The organism is Granulicatella seriolae, assembly GCF_024543085.1.
In the GTDB taxonomy this organism is placed as follows: Bacteria; Bacillota; Bacilli; order Lactobacillales; family Aerococcaceae; genus Granulicatella; species Granulicatella seriolae.
In genome coordinates, this window is the sequence record NZ_JANHNZ010000007.1 from 1 (window position 1) to 20111 (window position 20111).

14 protein-coding genes, 1 tRNA gene and 2 CRISPR repeat arrays are annotated in these 20111 nt (G+C 35.5%); of the genes, 12 read left to right on the forward strand and 3 right to left on the reverse strand.

Annotated elements, in window-relative coordinates; all coding sequences use genetic code 11:
• Positions 1 to 49 precede the first annotated feature (49 nt).
• The 4 genes from NPA36_RS07265 to NPA36_RS07280 all read left to right on the forward strand — a co-directional run bounded on the left by NPA36_RS07265 (position 50) and on the right by NPA36_RS07280 (position 3730).
• Positions 50 to 123 (forward strand) — tRNA-Pro (locus tag NPA36_RS07265).
• 145 nt (positions 124 to 268) lie between these two features.
• On the forward strand, positions 269 to 730 hold the full coding sequence (locus NPA36_RS07270) for a CtsR family transcriptional regulator (protein WP_256945461.1): 462 nt from the start codon (positions 269 to 271) through the stop codon (positions 728 to 730).
• A 79-nt stretch (positions 731 to 809) separates the two neighbouring features.
• Positions 810 to 3320, forward strand: coding sequence for an ATP-dependent Clp protease ATP-binding subunit (locus NPA36_RS07275; RefSeq protein ID WP_256945462.1), 2511 nt, complete (start codon positions 810 to 812; stop codon positions 3318 to 3320).
• A gap of 86 nt (positions 3321 to 3406) precedes the next feature.
• Positions 3407 to 3730: a hypothetical protein gene (locus NPA36_RS07280; RefSeq protein ID WP_256945463.1), complete on the forward strand. Its 324-nt coding sequence runs from the start codon at positions 3407 to 3409 to the stop codon at positions 3728 to 3730.
• Positions 3731 to 4235: 505 nt separating this feature from the next.
• Here NPA36_RS07280 and NPA36_RS10245 read toward each other — a convergent pair.
• Entirely contained in the window at positions 4236 to 5117 is an 882-nt protein-coding gene (locus NPA36_RS10245; RefSeq protein ID WP_256945464.1) for a PucR family transcriptional regulator, read from the reverse strand.
• A gap of 293 nt (positions 5118 to 5410) precedes the next feature.
• On the opposite strand from NPA36_RS10245, the gene tadA reads away from it, so the two are divergent.
• The 6 genes from tadA (at position 5411) to csn2-St (ending at position 15429) form a co-directional block, all read left to right on the forward strand.
• Positions 5411 to 5911 carry a tRNA adenosine(34) deaminase TadA gene (tadA, locus tag NPA36_RS07290; RefSeq protein WP_407932805.1) on the forward strand — a complete coding sequence of 167 codons (501 nt, stop codon included), beginning with the start codon at positions 5411 to 5413 and terminating at the stop codon, positions 5909 to 5911.
• A 101-nt stretch (positions 5912 to 6012) separates the two neighbouring features.
• On the forward strand, positions 6013 to 6813 hold the full coding sequence (locus tag NPA36_RS07295) for a formate/nitrite transporter family protein (protein WP_256945466.1): 801 nt from the start codon (positions 6013 to 6015) through the stop codon (positions 6811 to 6813).
• Between the two features lie 58 nt (positions 6814 to 6871).
• A CRISPR array of direct repeats spans positions 6872 to 9019; the repeat unit is 36 nt; unit sequence GTTTTAGTGATAGGAAATTATGGAGAGTGCAAAAAC.
• Positions 9020 to 9519: 500 nt separating this feature from the next.
• The gene (gene cas9 / locus NPA36_RS07300) at positions 9520 to 12939 is read left to right on the forward strand and encodes a type II CRISPR RNA-guided endonuclease Cas9 (protein WP_256945467.1); all 3420 of its coding nucleotides are present in this window, start codon (positions 9520 to 9522) and stop codon (positions 12937 to 12939) included.
• Positions 12940 to 13163: 224 nt separating this feature from the next.
• Positions 13164 to 14084, forward strand: coding sequence for a type II CRISPR-associated endonuclease Cas1 (cas1, locus tag NPA36_RS07305; protein ID WP_256945468.1), 921 nt, complete (start codon positions 13164 to 13166; stop codon positions 14082 to 14084).
• On the forward strand, positions 14074 to 14397 hold the full coding sequence (cas2, locus tag NPA36_RS07310) for a CRISPR-associated endonuclease Cas2 (protein ID WP_256945469.1): 324 nt from the start codon (positions 14074 to 14076) through the stop codon (positions 14395 to 14397). Before cas1 ends, cas2 begins: the two co-directional genes overlap by 11 nt.
• Positions 14398 to 15429 carry a CRISPR-associated protein Csn2-St gene (csn2-St, locus tag NPA36_RS07315; RefSeq protein ID WP_256945470.1) on the forward strand — a complete coding sequence of 344 codons (1032 nt, stop codon included), beginning with the start codon at positions 14398 to 14400 and terminating at the stop codon, positions 15427 to 15429.
• Between the two features lie 114 nt (positions 15430 to 15543).
• Here the strand turns inward: csn2-St and NPA36_RS07320 are convergent, their stop codons facing one another.
• Positions 15544 to 15726 carry a hypothetical protein gene (locus tag NPA36_RS07320; RefSeq protein ID WP_256945471.1) on the reverse strand — a complete coding sequence of 61 codons (183 nt, stop codon included), beginning with the start codon at positions 15724 to 15726 and terminating at the stop codon, positions 15544 to 15546.
• A gap of 418 nt (positions 15727 to 16144) precedes the next feature.
• Positions 16145 to 18224: direct repeats of the CRISPR family, unit length 36 nt; unit sequence GTTTTAGTGATAGGAAATTATGGAGAGTGCAAAAAC.
• A gap of 583 nt (positions 18225 to 18807) precedes the next feature.
• On the opposite strand from NPA36_RS07320, the gene NPA36_RS07325 reads away from it, so the two are divergent.
• Together NPA36_RS07325 and NPA36_RS07330 are read left to right on the forward strand one after the other, a co-directional pair.
• Positions 18808 to 18954, forward strand: coding sequence for a hypothetical protein (locus NPA36_RS07325; RefSeq protein ID WP_256945472.1), 147 nt, complete (start codon positions 18808 to 18810; stop codon positions 18952 to 18954).
• On the forward strand, positions 18936 to 19247 hold the full coding sequence (locus NPA36_RS07330; RefSeq protein ID WP_256945473.1) for a phospholipase D-like domain-containing protein: 312 nt from the start codon (positions 18936 to 18938) through the stop codon (positions 19245 to 19247). Before NPA36_RS07325 ends, NPA36_RS07330 begins: the two co-directional genes overlap by 19 nt.
• Before the next feature lie 133 nt (positions 19248 to 19380).
• Here the strand turns inward: NPA36_RS07330 and NPA36_RS07335 are convergent, their stop codons facing one another.
• The gene (locus NPA36_RS07335) at positions 19381 to 19863 is read right to left on the reverse strand and encodes a DUF3955 domain-containing protein (protein ID WP_256945474.1); all 483 of its coding nucleotides are present in this window, start codon (positions 19861 to 19863) and stop codon (positions 19381 to 19383) included.
• Between the last annotated feature and the right edge of the window lie 248 nt (positions 19864 to 20111).

Sequence of the window (20111 nt, forward strand, 5' to 3'; positions counted from 1 at the left end):
CTACGAATCAAGCGGTTACAGGTTCGACTCCTGTTGGGTGCATTTTTTACGGGAATTAGCTCAGCTTGGTAGAGCACTTGGTTTGGGACCAAGGGGTCGTAGGTTCGAATCCTGTATTCCCGACTAAGAGTAAAGCTTATCGTTAGATAGGCTTTTTTTGTTTTTTCTAATTGAAGTGTATGGACCAGAACTAATTACTTTTCAAATCAGCAGATATCTTGTATAATAAAAGTCAAATATAGTCAAAGTAAAACGAAGGAGGTAAATGATGCAAACTCCCAACATGTCAGATTTAATTGAAAATTATTTGAAAAATGTGTTAACCAGTCAAGAAAAAGTTGAGATTAGAAGAAGCGAAATTGCCGACCGATTCAATTGTGTCCCTTCACAAATTAATTATGTTATCAATACTCGTTTTACTGTGCAGCAAGGCTATCTTGTGGAAAGTAAACGTGGAGGTGGGGGCTACATTCGAATCATGAAAGTTAACCTTGTCAGTGATATCGAAGTGATCCATTCTCTCTTGGCTATTTTACAAGAAAAGTTATCTGCTAAACAGGCACTTCATATGGTGCATAACTTATATGAGAATGATATTGTTTCAAAACGTGAAGCAGAATTGATGCTGGTAGCTATGGATCATGAGGTTTTGGTCCATGCTGAGGAAAAGGAAGATCTAATCCGTAGTCAAATGATGAAGGAATTTTTGAACAACTTAAAATATGAATAGTTGTATCGATAGAGTAGTGGTGGTTGTTTAAATAAATGCTCTTATGGCATGATTTTAAACGTTTAAAGGAGGAAAAAGAATGAGTGAATTATTTACTGAAAAAGCTAAAAGTGCGATGGTCTTATCTGCTCGTGAAGCTATTTTGTTTAAGCATCAATCGGTTGGAACGGAGCATATGTTATTAGGACTTACTATGGAACAAGAAGGCATTGCTGGAAAAACATTGAGAGCTTTTGGCATTACTCCAGAAGTTATTCGTCAAGAAATAGAAGCATTAACTGGTTATGGTTCTAATAGAAAACAAATGGATCCATATTTAATGCCTTACTCACCTAGAGCTAAAAAAGTTGTTGTTTTTGCTTCGTCAGAAGCTAGTCGCTTGGGTGCACCATTAATTGGAACGGAACATTTATTATTGGGTCTTTTAAAAGAAGAGGTTTTAGCTACCAAAATTTTACGTGATGCTGGTTTGGATCCAGTTGAAGTAGCCAAAGAAGTTTACAATAAAATTGGTATCCGTCAACCGAATCGTTCTGCTGGGCGAAATGGTAAACAACAAGCACAGGCTAAGGAAAGTGGTACACCTACATTAGACTCTCTAGCCCGTGATTTGACAGAATTAGCTCGTAGCGGAAAAATTGACCCGGTTGTTGGGCGTGATGATGAAGTGCGTCGTATTGTTCAAGTCATTAGTCGTCGTACTAAGAACAATCCTGTTTTAGTTGGGGAACCCGGTGTTGGGAAGACAGCTATTGTCGAAGGCTTGGCACAACGAATGGTTTCTGGACAAGTTCCCGAAGAAATAGCTAAGAAACGCTTGATGATGTTAGACATGGGTGCCTTGGTTGCTGGAACAAAATACCGTGGTGAATTTGAAGAACGTATGAAAAAAATCCTGGATGAAGTTTATCGTGAAAATGATGTAGTACTCTTTATTGATGAGTTGCATACCTTGATTGGTGCGGGTGGGGCTGAAGGGGCTATTGATGCTTCTAATATTTTAAAACCTGCTTTGGCACGTGGTGAGTTGCAAGTTATTGGGGCAACTACACTTGATGAATACCAAAAATATATTGAAAAGGATGCTGCCCTAGAACGACGCTTTGCATCCATTCATATTGACGAGCCTACACCAGAAGATTCTATTGAGATTCTGAAGGGATTACGCTCACGGTATGAAGAACACCATCATGTTGAAATCACTGATGATGCTATTGAAGCGGCAGTTCAGCTATCTGTTCGTTATATTACTTCTCGTAGATTGCCAGATAAAGCCATCGATTTGATGGACGAAGCTGCAGCTAAGGCACGCTTGGATATTACCCAAGCCAAGACACCACTTGCCAAATTAGAAGAAGAATTAGACTTGTTGGCCAATCAAAAAGAGACGGCTATACAAAATCAGAACTTTGAAGCTGCTGCTAAAATTCGTAAGAAAGAAAATACGAAGCGTGAACGTTATGAAAAATTACTCAAAGCTAGTCAAGAACAAGAAAAACCTAACTTTATCACGTCTATTGATGCCAATGATGTAGCCGAAGTAGTGGCACAATGGACAGGGATTCCATTGAAACAAATGGAGAAGAAAGAAAGTGAACGACTAGTTTACTTAGAAAAAGACTTGCATAAACGTGTCATTGGACAAGAAGAAGCAGTTTCTGCTGTGGCTCGCTCTATTCGCCGTGCTCGTTCTGGTTTGAAAGATCCAAATCGTCCAATTGGTTCTTTCCTCTTCCTTGGACCAACTGGTGTCGGAAAAACAGAACTGGCAAAAACGCTAGCTGAATCCATGTTTGGTGATAGTGATGCTTTAATTCGAATTGATATGTCAGAGTATATGGAAAAACATTCTGTATCTCGTTTGGTAGGTTCTCCTCCAGGCTATGTTGGTTTTGACGAAGGAGGTCAGCTAACCGAGAAAATTCGTCAAAGACCTTATGCGGTTATTCTGCTTGATGAGATTGAAAAAGCCCATCCGGATGTGTTTAACATTCTTTTACAAGTATTGGATGATGGTCATTTAACGGACTCCAAAGGACGAAAAGTTGATTTTAGAAATACCATTTTGATTATGACGTCAAATCTTGGGGCGACAGCTCTGAGAGATGAAAAATCAGTTGGTTTTGGTGCCAAAAGTGTTCAACACGACCATGTTGCCATGGATAAACGCATTCGTGAAGAATTAAAAAATACCTTCCGACCTGAGCTTCTCAACCGTATAGATGAAACGATTGTCTTCCATAAATTAACGAAGGATGAGCTGCATGAGATTGTTGGTTTGATGACCAAGGAAATTGTTAAACGTTTGGCAGATTTAACCATCCATTTGAAAATTACAGCTGGAGCTATCGATGTGGTTGCTAAGGAAGGGTTTGATCCAGAATATGGAGCTCGACCAATCCGTAGAGCTATCCAAAAACAAATTGAAGACCCATTGAGTGAAGCCATGCTTAGTGGCAATGTTAAATTCGGTGACCAAGTAACGATTGGCGCTAAAAAAGGAAAAATTTATATTTCATCTAAATCGCCTGAGGATAAAACGTTAACCACTAAGACGAAAACAGCAGATAGAGAAGTTGTAACTATCTAAAAAAACATGCTTTTGAAACGCTATCATTCGATAAAAATCATGAATTGTGGTAGGATGATAGTACAAAAGAAAAGGGGTTGATTTACATGGCAAAGTGCAATAAAAAAGTTGTATGGTTAGGAATTGGTATAGCAGTAGCGGCCGCTTCAGCTGCACTACTTTTAGCATCCAATGATGAAACACAAGAAAAAATCACTGCTTTTATCAACAAGCAGAAAGTTAAATCTTACGTTCGTGATAATCTGAATGGCAATGAAAAAGCTATGAAGATGATTGACAATATGAACGATGGGGATATCAATAAATTTATGTCTTTATTGGCGAAAACATCTGACTTGAAAGATAATTTTTTAGATAATGTTGAGTCTGCAAAAGATTTTCTGGTGGAAAAGAAGAAACATCTTTTCTAGATAAATCTCAATATGAACAGCGTGCAATGACGATAATCATTCGTTTATTGCACGCTGTTTTTGTATTAAGTGTGTTGAGGAAAAAAGGAGTAGTATGGACTCTATATAATTCCTATTAATCAAACTATCGAGTGTAGCATATAATGGATTCTCCTATTGTCTGTCTTGGCTAATTCAATCAAAGGAAACAGTAGATGCTTGATATCAAGTTATATCTGGACTAATGTGGTGTGGAAAATAATAAAAAGGATTGCTAAAATAAAGATAAAGATGGTCGGATACTAACAATTTTGCTTATTCACGGAAACGATGAAGCGTATGAAGTGACTGATCAGGAGGATGTCTTTTCAATTGAGAGAGATGAGATTGAAAAAGTAATATGGAAATCAAAAACAAAATCAAGAGTTGATGAATAGCCCATCCTAACATATTTTGTTAGAATGGGCTATTTTTGGCGGCGGATGTTGGCTTACCTACCGTTTTAATCTAGAAAAGAAGATTATATTTAACAGGTTGACTTTTGTAGAATGAAATAGCAAGCTGCTAGGTCATCGATTTGCTTTAAGGAAAATCCGCTTAAATCTTGGAATCGGTCAATTCGGTATTGTAGGGTGTTTCGGTGTAAGAATAATTGTTGAGCTGTTTTGCTTAGGTTTCCTTGTTGGTGCCACATGGTTTCAATTAATTCTTTGCTGGAGTCAATTTGGGTTAAGGAATGTTCTATGATGGTGACTAATTCATCTGTTGCTTCAATCGCATGTAATAGTGACCAAAGAAATAATGGAGAGAAATCAATCAATGATTGTCGGCCAGATTCTGCCAAATAACTATAGAAAATATCTCTTTCTGCCATAAAAACTTGAGACCAATTGTAAGAATTATGCCAACAGTGACCATGCATAATGTGCAACTGAACGCCAAAATCTTCCTCTAGTGCCGGTATTAATGCTTGTAAGTCATCTTTTAATGGCATGAGGGTACTTTGGTCAACAACTAAGACGAAGAGATTGTCTGAGAGTTGGAAGCTTGCTAGTCCGTTCGGGAAAAGTTCTTGAATCGTTTCTAGCCATTCCCATGATAAAAAGGATTCTTGCTCAGATTTTTGCAATTGGAAGTAGATAAACTGAACGACTGAAAAAGTTTTTGGTCTGTTCAAGTTTTTTCCTTGCAGGTATAAAGACCAATCAGTCTCTCTTGATACACCAAGAGTGGAGCTATTAGTGGGTAGAAGGCTGTTTAATAATAATCGTTCACGTTCAGTTAACTGATTGAGCGCAATATGGAGCCATTCGGAGTCCGAAATGGGGATGGCTATGTCTTGCGACTCTGTTTGGTTGTGGTGGAGTATTTTAGAGGTTGGGAATGCTTGTTGGATAGGGTGAGTCACTTTGGGCCTCCTTAATTGGTTGTTCTTTATGGTTTTATACTAAAGAAATGATTGGAGAATTTTATATTGTCGAGTTTTTGCACTCTCCATAATTTCCTATCACTAAAACAAATAAGTTGAGAAAGAGACACAAAAAATTTTTGTGCTTACTATAATCTCTTACTACTAGGAATATTTGGAATTAGACAAACATAAAAGGTAACGTTACTCCTGTCTTTCTATTTAGTATACTATTTTTCTATATTTTTTGGTATGATTTATTTGTTATGTATGTATTTGGAGGTGGAATTTTGCTGACTGAGGTTGAACGAGACGAGTTTTTTATGAGAGAAGCCTTATTAGAAGCCAGTAAAGCTTTTGATTTGGGTGAGGTGCCAATCGGGGCAGTGGTCGTTCTTGGAGACAGGATTATTGGTAGGGGACACAATTTGCGTGAACTTGAACAAGATGCGACCTTGCATGCGGAAATTAAAGCCATTCGACAGGCAAATCATAGTCTAAAAAATTGGCGTTTAGAAGAGTGTGAACTTTTTGTAACTCTGGAACCTTGTCCTATGTGCAGTGGTGCGGTTATTTTATCTCGACTGAAACGGGTTGTTTTTGGTGCTTTTGACCCTAAGGCAGGAACTGCTGGAACTTTTATGAATTTATTAGAAGATAAACGCTTCAATCATCAGGCCCAAGTAGTGTCGGGAGTTTTGGAAGAAGAGTGTAAGATCGTTTTACAGACCTTTTTTTCACAACTTCGTCATCGAAATAAACAGCGTAAACAGGAGAAACTAGGAGAAAAATGAAAAAATTGCAAAGGTAAACGGTTGCTTTCATTAAAGGGATACCTTATTGTGAATAAAAGTGATATACTCTAATCACTAATGAAAAAATAGGAGTGAAAAAATTGGAAGTACAACATCGTGGATTAATTTATAGTATTATTAACAGCATCCAAAAGAAATCCGAGTTATTTGAACATAGTTATGCTAGATATGCAGCTCGCTCAATGCTTGCTACGCTTTTCTTATCAATGGGAGTCGCTATCGCATCATATATCGCTAATCGTGCAGATGGTATTGTAATGGGATCAGGTAAGTTTTTTTATGCCTTTATGTTTAGTTGGTCTCTTGTAATGATTATTTATATGAATGCCGAATTGGGTACATCTAATATGATGTATATGACAGAAGCTATTCACCGAAAAATTTTAAAACCAGGTCTAGCTCTTAAAATTTTAGGAACCTGTATTTTGTTTAATTTCATTGGAGCTGTGGTATTTACTTTCTTACTATCTTTCACAGATGCCTATTCACATGTCACTCCTGACCATTACTTAATTCAAGCAGCGACTGCAAAATTGGCTAAACCACCAATGACCCAATTGATTGAAGGGATTTTCGCCAATGTCATTGTAAATACTGCTGTTTTCGTATCCATTCGAATGAAAGATGATGCCGGTAAAGTTATCTCCATGATTTTTATTATCTTTATCTTTGCATTTCTAGGTTTCGAACACGTTATCGCTAACTTTTCAACATTCTCATTAGCCTTTTTTGCAAATGGTGGTCCAATAGAAGGAATGACTGTAGGTAGCGTGCTATCTAACTTCTTTTTCTCAGGAATTGGCAATTATATTGGTGGTGGTCTATTAATCGGTTTGCTTTATAGCTGGTTAAACCAATCCACTGATTTGTATTTGGATTAATAATGAATTTAAGCACCGTCTATTCGTACTGGAATAGCGGTGCTTTTTGGTGTGTGGTATTTTAATGATTTGGAATTGTTGAGAGTGCAAAAACCAGCGCCCACGATTACAATAATTTTTTTAGGTTTTAGTGATAGGAAATTATGGAGAGTGCAAAAACAGTACAAGTCTTTAATAACATACCAATCAAGTTTTAGTGATAGGAAATTATGGAGAGTGCAAAAACAAAGATAAAAAGGGGTGATACAATGACTAGGTTTTAGTGATAGGAAATTATGGAGAGTGCAAAAACACTTATTCAAGCATAAATTTAAAACGCGCTGTTTTAGTGATAGGAAATTATGGAGAGTGCAAAAACACATATACTTTAAGGGTGTACCTTTCAACTGTTTTAGTGATAGGAAATTATGGAGAGTGCAAAAACCCGCGGCTGGAATATACACACAAGAATTGCGTTTTAGTGATAGGAAATTATGGAGAGTGCAAAAACATCGCCAATGTTAACCGTTTCTGGTAATAGGTTTTAGTGATAGGAAATTATGGAGAGTGCAAAAACAGGCAAGGTATTTCCTGTCAATGTGCCTAGGTTTTAGTGATAGGAAATTATGGAGAGTGCAAAAACACTCCTCTCCACCTAGCCACTTTGTTATGAGTTTTAGTGATAGGAAATTATGGAGAGTGCAAAAACGGGACAAAGTCTTTATAGTTCGCGTAATCAGTTTTAGTGATAGGAAATTATGGAGAGTGCAAAAACACTTGTCGCTGTAATGATTTCCCCCGATTCGTTTTAGTGATAGGAAATTATGGAGAGTGCAAAAACACAGTTCGACTCTTTGGAACTCACACTACGGTTTTAGTGATAGGAAATTATGGAGAGTGCAAAAACTAGCGAATCCTTGTACTAAATATGCACCTGGTTTTAGTGATAGGAAATTATGGAGAGTGCAAAAACTATCAACTACCTTCATCAATTCAGTTATGAGTTTTAGTGATAGGAAATTATGGAGAGTGCAAAAACTACCCCAGCCAGGATTGTGAACTCGGTGAGGTTTTAGTGATAGGAAATTATGGAGAGTGCAAAAACAGAGAGGTTAAAGGTTAGGTTCCCGCAAGCGTTTTAGTGATAGGAAATTATGGAGAGTGCAAAAACGTCAAGCAGCTAGAGAATCTGACGGCTTTGGTTTTAGTGATAGGAAATTATGGAGAGTGCAAAAACGGTGGTTATGTCAAGCTTATCTGTCCACATGTTTTAGTGATAGGAAATTATGGAGAGTGCAAAAACAACCACCGTTTCTAGTTCTGTGGCCGTATTGTTTTAGTGATAGGAAATTATGGAGAGTGCAAAAACAAAACGATATTTGAATCAGATCAGTTACATGTTTTAGTGATAGGAAATTATGGAGAGTGCAAAAACTACTTGAAGAAAAAAGAGGCAATCGAACACGTTTTAGTGATAGGAAATTATGGAGAGTGCAAAAACAGGAACGCGACTACATCAAGATGAAGGCGGTTTTAGTGATAGGAAATTATGGAGAGTGCAAAAACGAACAGAAAACATCTAAAGAGTTACTGAAAGTTTTAGTGATAGGAAATTATGGAGAGTGCAAAAACACAGCTTTTTATTTTCCATGTCTATTTTGAGTTTTAGTGATAGGAAATTATGGAGAGTGCAAAAACTGAAGTTTGAAGCTCATGCCAATGCCGCTGGTTTTAGTGATAGGAAATTATGGAGAGTGCAAAAACAAGCCACAAGAAACCTTTCTACCTGATAACGTTTTAGTGATAGGAAATTATGGAGAGTGCAAAAACCTAATTGATAACCGTCACCACCTTCACCACTGTTTTAGTGATAGGAAATTATGGAGAGTGCAAAAACTTGTCGTTGATGAAGTCGAACAGCGTGTTAGTTTTAGTGATAGGAAATTATGGAGAGTGCAAAAACAAATCAAGTAAATATTGATGCTTTGTTTCAGTTTTAGTGATAGGAAATTATGGAGAGTGCAAAAACCATAAGATGTGAGAGGCAAAAGTGCTTCACGTTTTAGTGATAGGAAATTATGGAGAGTGCAAAAACTGGAGCCAATTACAATCAGATGGTATGGCAGTTTTAGTGATAGGAAATTATGGAGAGTGCAAAAACCAAACGTCACCATAGAATTAAAGAATTTTGGTTTTAGTGATAGGAAATTATGGAGAGTGCAAAAACCTCAAATTGTTTTAAAATTATCGATTTTTGCTTTCCTGTCAAAATGATAAGCTTATGTTACTGAAGATAAGTCACTATTTGACGTCTCAAAATGGATATCTTCTTTGAACACTGTGCTTAACGCTTTTATAATAACATATCTTTGTTCATATTCAAACATTCGAAAAAAATATAGTGCTGATCAAAAGTTAGAGTTTCAAAGATATTATCTAAGAACTAGAAAGTAGAAAATAAGTTGGACGGTATATTTTACTATAAAACAGCGATAACTCTAGAAAAAAGCACATAATAATCTGAAAATTAAAAAATAATTATTGCACAAATGGTTAGAATAGTGTATTTTATAAATATATAGCGTTTACAAAGACAAAAACCTAAGAGAAGTTTATGGTGGAAAGTAAGGACGTTCACCTTTTTTTGTATTAGGGGCTTTATAGAAGCTTAATAAGAAAATTTTCAAGGTATAGGAATTTATAGAAGAATGAAAGCGAGGAATAATAATGAAACAGTATAGCATTGGTTTAGACATTGGCATAGCCTCTGTAGGATGGTCTGTCATCAATAGCGAAACGGGATATATTGAAGATTTAGGTGTTCGTTTATTTAGTTCGAGAAACAGCGATGCGAACAAAGAAAGAAGAAATGCTCGTGGAACTAGGCGCTTAAGTGGTCGTAGACGTACTCGACTTAATGATGCGAAATTTTATCTTCAGAAACATGGCTTTAAAAGAGATAGTAAGCATCAAGTTGAAAATCCATATGAATTGAGAGTCAAAGGGCTAACAGAGGAGCTTAATAAAGAACAGATCTATGCTGCTATTACACATATCTTAAAAAAACGAGGTATTAGCTATTTAAGCGATGAGGATGCAGAATCTAGTGGCACAGATGGGAAAACTTACACTGAAGAGGTCAACCGGAACCGACAGTTGTTAAAAGAGTTTACACCTGGACAAATTCAACTGCATCGTTTGAATGAAAATGCTAGAGTTCGAAGTGGTGTAAATCCTAAAGGAAATTATCAACTAAATATTTTTACGGTTTCCGCTTATGCTAAAGAGTTAGAAAGTATTTTAAAAACGCAAGCCAAATATCACCCTGAAATTACAGACGAGTTTATCAATTTTTTTGTTGGAAAAGATAATGCACAACACTTAGGTTTGGTCTATCGGAAACGACCTTATTATCATGGTCCAGGAAACGCTGAAAATCCAAGTAAATACGGACGTTGGGCAGATTATCCAACAACTGGAAAACCAGCTGATAACATTTTTGATAAGTTAATTGGAACGGATCTAAGAGGCCTTGTTCGTGCCAGTAGCAATAGCATATCTGCACAAAAATTCAATCTATTGAATGATTTGAACAATCTAACCTTACCTCGTGAAGACCACAAACTAACTACTGAGGAAAAACAAGATATCCTTGCTAAACTTCTACATGAGGATGTAAAGTCATACGGACCAAATGATTTGGCAAAATCATTGGGATTTACAGCTAAGGAGATTAATGGGTGGCGGAAAGATAAAAATGAAAAACCATTAATTCATAGCCTAAAGCGGTATAGAAATTGGCGAGGGATTTTTGCTGAGTATGGTATTAATATAGCGACTATTAATGATGCTACTCTAGATGAAATCGCCTTTATCACAACGTTGAATACAGACTTGGATGCTATAGTAGCAACAATTGAAAGTCGAATACCAGAATTAGACGAAAATGTTAGAAAAGTTGTTGAGGAAAGATTTAGTGACCTACGAAAAAAAGAATCAGAACAAACCTGGCATAGATTTTCTTCTAGTACACTTAATCTACTAATTCCAGAACTTCTTCATACATCAGATGAACAGAATACTATTTTAGAGCGCTTAGGTGTTAAACAAACGAATAGAAACCAATATGCAGCTTATCACAAGTTGCCTACAAAAGAGATTATTCAAGAAATTTTCAATCCGACAGTTTCCAAATCCATTAATCAAGCGCTCAAAGTTTTTAATCAGCTAATAAAAAAATATGGAAAAGAAAACATTGTTTCGGTAGTTGTAGAAATGCCACGTGACAAGAATGAAGATGATCAAAAGAAGATTATATCTACTATCCAAAAGAAAAATGAAGGAAGAAAACTAGATAGTAAGAAGTATTTTTTAGAGAAATCTGGATGGTCTGAAATAAAATTTGAGACAGAGTTTAGAAAAAGTCGTTTTGCTCAAAAGCTGTTTTATTATTTTGAACAGGATGGAAAATGTGCCTACACAGGAAAACCCATTCAACCTGAAGAGTTATTAAGTGGTGTTACGGAAGTTGATCATATTATCCCTCTATCAATTAGTTTTGATGATTCGTTGAACAATAAAGTCTTAGTTACCGCACATGCCAATCAAATAAAGGGCCAGCATTCACCGTATGAAGTGATCGGGGAGAATAAGTTGATTCAACGATCATGGTCTGATTTTGAAGAGTGGGTGAAAAAGAATAAGTCCTTCAACAAATATAAGAAGAGAAATCTGTTGGATACCAGATCCATGTTAGACCCAGCTGTCAGAGATGGATTTATTGCTAGAAATTTAAACGATACTAGATATGCCAGTCGAGTTGTTCTTAATACCATTCAAAGTTTCTTTAATCAACAGAATGCTACAAAGGTTTATGTAATCAATGGTTCATTTACACACACGTTGAGAAAAAAATGGGGTAAAGATTTAGACAAAACAAGAGAAACACACCACCATCATGCAGTTGATGCAACATTATGTGCTGTTAGACCATATGTTAACGTAACTCCGTTTGAATTTGAATATTCTGATGAAGGAAAATTATCCCGGGTTGTAGATTTAGACACTGGTGAGATATTGACACCTAGAGAATTTATGCAAAAAGATTTTTACGACAAGAAAAATTACGTACCACAATGGGACAACTTTATTGAACAGTTAGTACCATTGAAACTGCATAAGCGCATCAAATTTTCTCATCAAATTGATAAGAAATCTAACCGAAAAGTTGCTAACGCTACATTGTATTCAACGAGAGGTCGAATTGAACTAGCGAAATCAGCTAAGGATAAAGAAAAAATTGAAGATTATATAATTGGTACTATTAAAGATATATATACTGATGAAGGATATAAGGCTTTTATCAAACAAAAAGATAACCTTTTGATGAAAGATATTGATCCCAAAACCTATGAACATTTGATGAAAATTAGTGCAGAATATCCTGATACCATTGAGAAAGTAGAATCAAGTGGCAAAGTCACTAAAGTTGGTGTTTCACCATTCAAACTTTACTGTGAGGACAATGGAATCCCGGCTATTCAAAAATATTCACGAAAAGGAAATGGACCAATTATAAGAAAAGTGAAATATTATGATAAAAAATTAGGTTCACATATCAATATCACTAAGAATCAAGAGGGGTACTTGATAGATAAGACGGATAATGGTAGAAAAGTATGTCTCACAAGTCTAAAGCCATGGAGAGCGGATGTTTATTACAATCCAGAAACAGAAAACTTTGAATTAATGGGTATCAAGTATAATCACCTAAAATTCTATCGGGGTGCATACGGAATTCCTAGAAAAGATTATGAAAATTTAAAAATTGAGGAAGGTATTGGGGCTAAGAGCGAATTTAAATTTAGCTTGTATAAGAGGAACGTAATCCAAATTGAAACAGACAAAGAAATATTTGAAGGCTTATTTAGTTCAAAAATTTCTGGAAAAAATAAAATAGAAATAAAGCCAATTTGTAAATCTAAGTGGGAAAGCAATGAACTATTAAAAGTGATCGGTAAGTCCGATAGTTCGGGACGCGTTAAAATAGTGATTAAGAATAGGACATTAGCAAAAATAAATACCGACATATTAGGAAACCAACACAAGATAACATCCGAACAATTAACAGGGATTATTGAGGATTAATGGGTTAATATAGTAGAATGGGTGGTAAAAGTTGTAAATACGCTTGTATGTTGTAGATGCTATAGTATTATTTGAATGTAGCTAAGACTACCACATTCGACAGAATGTGCTCAAGTAATTTTTATGATTAGAAATTATTGGAGAATCTGCAAAGATAAGGCTTTATGCCGAATTTACCGCCCGTGTATTGGGCGGTTTTTTGTGCATAAGTAGGAGGGGTAATCGTGGGTTTTAGAACAGTATTTGTTAAAAATGGTGAACGCCTAAAGTTGAAGCTTGATAATTTAGAAGTAAGCAAGGAAGGGGAGTCATTTACAATTCCTTTAATGGATATTGACACCGTTATTCTAGAAGGAGATAAAACGACCATTACAACACGAATCATGTCAAAATTGGCTAAATACCATATTGATCTAGTCATATGTGATAATACTTACCTACCATGTGGCATATTTTTGGGAATGGGCCAATACCATAAAAGTGCCAAGCGAGCTATTTGGCAGGCAGATTGGGAAGAATTGTTAAAACAAAATGCCTGGACGAGTATTGTTTCTCAAAAAATAAAAAACCAAATTGATGTTGCAAGGCATCTGGATGTTGACGAAGAACGGCTGCAATTAATGCAAAATTTTTTAGAAAACATTTTTCTAGGGGACGAGACCAATCGGGAAGGACATGTCGCTAAAGTTTACTTTAATTCTTTATATGGGCAAGGATTCACTAGAGATGACAATACTTTACCGAATCATTGTATGGATTATGGCTACAGTATTGTGCGTGCCCAAGTAGCTCGGAGTGTCTCGGCACTTGGTTTATTGCCAATGCTAGGTATTTTTCATCGTAATGAATACAATAGCTTCAATCTCGTTGATGATTTGATGGAACCATTTAGACCAATTATGGATTATTATATTATCAGTCAGATATTACGGACAGAAGTAGAGTATCTAACCTATGAGACCAGGCTTAAATTAATTGATTTCCTGAATCAAAAAATTAAGATAAAAGGGAGAAAAGTATATATTAATCAAGCTATTGCAGATTATGTTAACTCTTTTATCCGTGCCATGGAACAAAACGATGTAAGGCAATTATTATCAATACAATTCACAGACTATCTGGAGTGTGAGGAAAGTGAGATTTGAGCAATTGAGACTATTATGCATGTTTGATCTTCCCATGGAAACACCGCGTGAACAAAAAGATTACCGTATTTTTAGAAAGTCGTTGCTAGAGAATGGATTTACTATGATGCAGTATTCCATATACTATCGTACCTTGCCAAATCGGAGTGCTTTGAAGAAGTTTGAAGATATTTTGAAGAAGAAAGTTCCTAAAAATGGAAATATTCGACTAATTTATGTAACTGAAAATCAGTTCCAAGAAATGCTTTTGTTATCAGGTAATCGAAGTCGTCAGGAAGCGGTCGTAGGTATAAATAGACTGGTGGTGATTTAATTGCAAATTGAAATTAGAAATATTCATGAAAGTTATGCATTTGATTTATTTGACTATCTAATATTTGTTGGTAGTAATCAAGTAGGCAAACAACGAATATTTAGTTTGATAGATCGGTACTTTGCTTCCGCAAGTTATAACGAAGTGGAAGAGGAATATTTTGGTGATAATGGGATAGAGATATGTATTGAAGGAAAGAAAATAAGAGTTAACTCCTGCTTATTTATGAGTTTATCCAATGTAGATGATCTATTACTACAGTTCAAACTTACCAAGAAAAGTCTTTTGTATTCTAGCTTGTGTGATTTGGGACAGGACATAGAGGTAAGCCAACAGATGATGCATGTTAATGACGAGTTGCTTAAACTTGAAGCGATGATTGGTCATAAACAATCATCTGTTTTGGGAAATATCGGCTACTTGATTTCTGATTTAACCTTTGAGGATATCATTGGAAAGTTAATGACGACTTCTTATAAAAAGAATAATCGAGAGATTCCAAGCTATTTATTGGATGGGGAGGATATGATTGATGGCTTTTTAAAGCTCGTTGAGCAGTATATGTCTATAACAGGAAAGCAAGTATGGATTTCAATTAATAATCCCGAAAATTTTCTATCCGTTGAGGGAACTCATAGATTGATTGAGGGGTTGAAGAATTTAGCTAGAATTAGCAAACAACTATATTTTTTTGTTTTCCATCAAAGAAATAATACGCTTTATGATGTGGAAGATATCCATCATACAGTTGTTTGTGCAAGTGATATTCAGCAGCTACCTGATTTTGAAACTTTTCTGCAGAGTGTTGAAAGGAACTATCCAGGGAATTATCAATTTGATTCTGAAGAGTTAGCGGAATCCTTTTATAGAATTTGTTCCGAAATTGGAGTTAATAAATCTCTGAAATATCCTAGCATGACTAGAGATGTAGTTTTATTGAAGGTGATATGCGAATTATTTGAGGAAGATATTCAATTTGAGACATCAAATAATGACATATCATTTCTTGAGCAGACGTATTTGTTAAGTTAACCATTTTGGGATTTAAAAAAAGTTTGAGGTTTTGCACTCTCCATAATTTCCTACTACGTAAAGCGATTTATATAAAAAATAGCAACCTTCCTAAAAAACTTGTTAGGAAGGTTGCTATTCGTCAACTCTTGATTGTGTCGACGATTTCCATACTACTTTTTCAATTTCATCTCTCCGAATTGAAAATACGTCTTCTTGATCGGTCACTTCATACGCTTCATCATTTCCATGAATAAGCAGAATCGTAAGTCGTCTACCTTCTTTTGTGAGAACAACATCATACAACTCTATTTCCATTTGTATCTTTTCTTCTCCTTTCTATGAGTCTGAAAATATTTATCAGCTTCACTTCGTTCTTATCTTCACCAATCCAAATTATTAACATTTTAGTGGGTTCTCCAGTTTTCAGTATCAAAACAACATAAGATTACCCTATTCATGATGCCACATATAATTAGTGAGACTAAGTTTACTGTTCTCTTTAACTCTATTTTAGCATTCCTATCTGAACCTTTCCACACTACTAAGTGCTTTTCGTCAAATTCATTATTAATAATACTTAAGTTTCTGGGACGAAATTTTAATTACTTAATTGTAAATCTCAACCAAGACGGTTAATTTCTTTGGGAGCGCAACCGATAAGCACTCTGGTAAGCTTGATTTATCGTATTTGTTTCATTGAGTAAACGTGATAATAAATAAGTTACATTCTACAGTTTTAGTGATGGGAAATTATGGAGAGTGCAAAAACGCGCCTGAACATCTTGACGACTACATCCACGTTTTAGTGATAGGAAATTATGGAGAGTGCAAAAACAAGTTCAACAGCTCAAGTTGGTGCTACATTGTTTTAGTGATAGGAAATTATGGAGAGTGCAAAAACCGTTGATATAATTAATACACAACTTCCATTGTTTTAGTGATAGGAAATTATGGAGAGTGCAAAAACTAGCACTCAGAACGGTATGTAACGCCTTTTGTTTTAGTGATAGGAAATTATGGAGAGTGCAAAAACATATTCAAGGCTTTACTTGCACCAGTGAAAGTTTTAGTGATAGGAAATTATGGAGAGTGCAAAAACCCAAGATATCAAATGGAGTGAGCTAGTAGAGTTTTAGTGATAGGAAATTATGGAGAGTGCAAAAACTAGAGAAGCAGCAAGGTCTACTGGTGTGGTGTTTTAGTGATAGGAAATTATGGAGAGTGCAAAAACCAGGGTAGTCAATCAATGTCAACCCGATTTGTTTTAGTGATAGGAAATTATGGAGAGTGCAAAAACCATCTCCCCATCTATCTCATAAACTTTCAAGTTTTAGTGATAGGAAATTATGGAGAGTGCAAAAACTAGTGGGTGGTCCCTCCACTGGGGTCCTTTGTTTTAGTGATAGGAAATTATGGAGAGTGCAAAAACAACCACCCATCAGGCTGTGCAAATCCTAGTGTTTTAGTGATAGGAAATTATGGAGAGTGCAAAAACCAGACAATTCTGGGAATTTCCGCTCTTGCGGTTTTAGTGATAGGAAATTATGGAGAGTGCAAAAACAGTGCAATCTAATGCACGAGCATAAGACAAGTTTTAGTGATAGGAAATTATGGAGAGTGCAAAAACGCAGTCCTAGCCTTGAATATTCAGGTTCATGTTTTAGTGATAGGAAATTATGGAGAGTGCAAAAACACTTAATTGTTTTTGAACTTTACACAAAAGTTTTAGTGATAGGAAATTATGGAGAGTGCAAAAACTCTTTGAAGTCGATGATGACTACTTGGAAGGTTTTAGTGATAGGAAATTATGGAGAGTGCAAAAACGAAAACAAATGATAATCTGGTACGTTTCTTGTTTTAGTGATAGGAAATTATGGAGAGTGCAAAAACCACCGCCCGAATTATTGACAAAGTTAGCGGGTTTTAGTGATAGGAAATTATGGAGAGTGCAAAAACTAGGACCACCTGCAACAACAAACAAACCAAGTTTTAGTGATAGGAAATTATGGAGAGTGCAAAAACTGTTCAAGCTATCTAGACAATCCTCTTTTTGTTTTAGTGATAGGAAATTATGGAGAGTGCAAAAACCCTTTTCCATGAACAAATAGCATTTTCTGGGTTTTAGTGATAGGAAATTATGGAGAGTGCAAAAACAGTGCTCTCATCCAAGAGAGGACCTCAGTGGTTTTAGTGATAGGAAATTATGGAGAGTGCAAAAACAAGGCTTGCTCTATATCAATCGAGGAGTATGTTTTAGTGATAGGAAATTATGGAGAGTGCAAAAACTCGCCGGTCTGTATGGTGTGTTTCACAATGTTTTAGTGATAGGAAATTATGGAGAGTGCAAAAACAATTGTCTGTTTTATCTGTTGTGGATAATGGTTTTAGTGATAGGAAATTATGGAGAGTGCAAAAACAGTTAACGTTACGGCTCAGAGAGCCAAAGCGTTTTAGTGATAGGAAATTATGGAGAGTGCAAAAACAGATGGGGCATACCGTGTAACCTTCATCCTGTTTTAGTGATAGGAAATTATGGAGAGTGCAAAAACTGGTAGGTGGCACGCTACCCGTGTACTGTCGTTTTAGTGATAGGAAATTATGGAGAGTGCAAAAACAAACTGGTTGCACCACGGATTGTATTTGAAGTTTTAGTGATAGGAAATTATGGAGAGTGCAAAAACTAAGGCAACCCCAGAAGCTTCACCAAAGTTGTTTTAGTGATAGGAAATTATGGAGAGTGCAAAAACTTGTTCTCAATCGAACTCAAACTGATTTTAGTTTTAGTGATAGGAAATTATGGAGAGTGCAAAAACCTCAAATTGTTTCAAAATTATCGATTTTTGCTTTCCTGTCAAAAAGATAAGCTCATATAATAGAGGATAAGTCACTATTTGACGTCTCAAAATGGATATCTTCTTTAAATACTTTGCTTAACGCTTTTATGATAACATATCTTTGTTAATATTCAAACATTTGCAGAGCTTAAAGTGCTATATAATCGTTATTATAATCAAGAAATTTAATAAAACATACGTCGAGCCAAAGTATTCACACTTTAAAATGCAGAACATTTATACAACTATAGTGATGATGCTAATAAAGTACATACTGACAATCTAAGAAACAAATACAAGATATCATCGGAACAATTAAAAGGAATTATTGAAGATTAATGGCATAATCAGTAGAAATAGTTGATAAAAATGAAAAAACGCTTGCATTTTTTTAGGATTATGGTATGATATAAATGTAGTTAAGACTACCACATTCGACGGAATGTGCTCAAATAATTTTTAGTGATAGGAAATTATCGGAGAATCTGCAAAAATAAGGCTTTATGCCGAATTTACCGCTCATTTATTGGGCGGTTTTTTTGTACTAAGGAGGAGATGCTAAATGAGTAATGAAGAGCGAATCTATTGTATGGAGGATGGGCGTATTGTCTCTTTAGTTGCTTCTTACAAAGACTATTTTTCAGATGAAATGTTTGTGGTATTAATTTGGCTACTGTGCAAGAGGGAGTATTGGTATTACCATATTTAAATAGAGTGATGTTCAATCAGCTAACCTCCATCACAAATGGTGAGAAAATTACCTTGATATTACCACACAGTTCCTTAGTTTCTGAGGAAAGTAAACAGATTTATCAGGAGCGGGTAGATAAGCTAGCCATGTTAGGCTATACTATCAAATTCAAAAAGCAATTATCGCAGTATTTTGCCATTTTGGATAATAATATTGTCTGGATGTTACCGAGTGGTTCAGAAAATACCGTTGCTTTAAGAATATTATCCAAAGAAATTGCCAAGCGCCTGCTTGATTACTTCGGGAAATAGACTTTATCTTAAAGTAATAATCTCTGTATCTTTTATTTGTTCAGCCATTAAATTAAAAAAAATATAACTTCCCACTAAGTAAGCAGGACAAATATCCTGATTGCTTAGTGGGAAGTTTTTTACATATTAATTCTTACTTTTTCTTACGAGCAAAGAATTCTGTTAGAGACTTAATGGCAACTGCTAGAATGACTAAGCCGCCACTGATAATGAAGAGCATTCCAATTGGAATTAAAAAGAAGTTTTCGTGTAAGAAACCTTCCGCATCAATATACTCTACTGAAATTGATTTTATAAAGAGTAGAGTTGCTCCAAAAAATAGGAGAAAGGCGCCAATAGAGCTTGTGATGAGGTTAAATTTAGCTCTTCTTGTTTCACTACCATCTTTAATTAGTTTTTCTGTCATCTTGTTCACTTCCGGACCCCCTAAAATTAATTCGTCAAGAGTGATATGGTAAATACTAGAAATAAGGATTAACATCTCCAAGTCTGGGAGGTTACGATTATTTTCCCAATTGGATACGGCTTGCCTTGTGACGTTTAAACTTACTGCAAATTTTTCCTGTGTTAGATTATTTTTTGTTCTGACCTCTTTGATTTTATCTCCAAATTCCAAAGTATTCTTCCTTTCCTTGACCTGTATTCATCATAGGCTGATGGGGCTCTATTAACAAGATAGGTGTGCTTGCAGTCCACGAAAAGTAAGGGGAAAGAGCTGCTTTACATCCTGTTTTGCTTATTATATCGGTGTTTGTAGGTAGGTGTATGAAAATAGAAATTTTAAAAAATAATGCACTTTTTTTGATTTATCTCAGAGTAGTATAGACAAATTCTTTTTCTTTAGCAAGTCAACCAGCTCTGAAA

Bases quoted from the DNA above. Each gene is read 5' to 3' on its own strand.
- NPA36_RS07270 (WP_256945461.1), top strand. From the start codon at position 269: ATGCAAACTCCCAACATGTCAGATTTAATTGAAAATTATTTGAAAAAT.
- NPA36_RS07275 (WP_256945462.1), top strand. From the start codon at position 810: ATGAGTGAATTATTTACTGAAAAAGCTAAAAGTGCGATGGTCTTATCT.
- NPA36_RS07280 (WP_256945463.1), top strand. From the start codon at position 3,407: ATGGCAAAGTGCAATAAAAAAGTTGTATGGTTAGGAATTGGTATAGCA.
- cas9 (WP_256945467.1), top strand. From the start codon at position 9,520: ATGAAACAGTATAGCATTGGTTTAGACATTGGCATAGCCTCTGTAGGA.
- NPA36_RS07320 (WP_256945471.1), bottom strand. From the start codon at position 15,726: ATGGAAATAGAGTTGTATGATGTTGTTCTCACAAAAGAAGGTAGACGA.
- NPA36_RS07325 (WP_256945472.1), top strand. From the start codon at position 18,808: ATGAGTAATGAAGAGCGAATCTATTGTATGGAGGATGGGCGTATTGTC.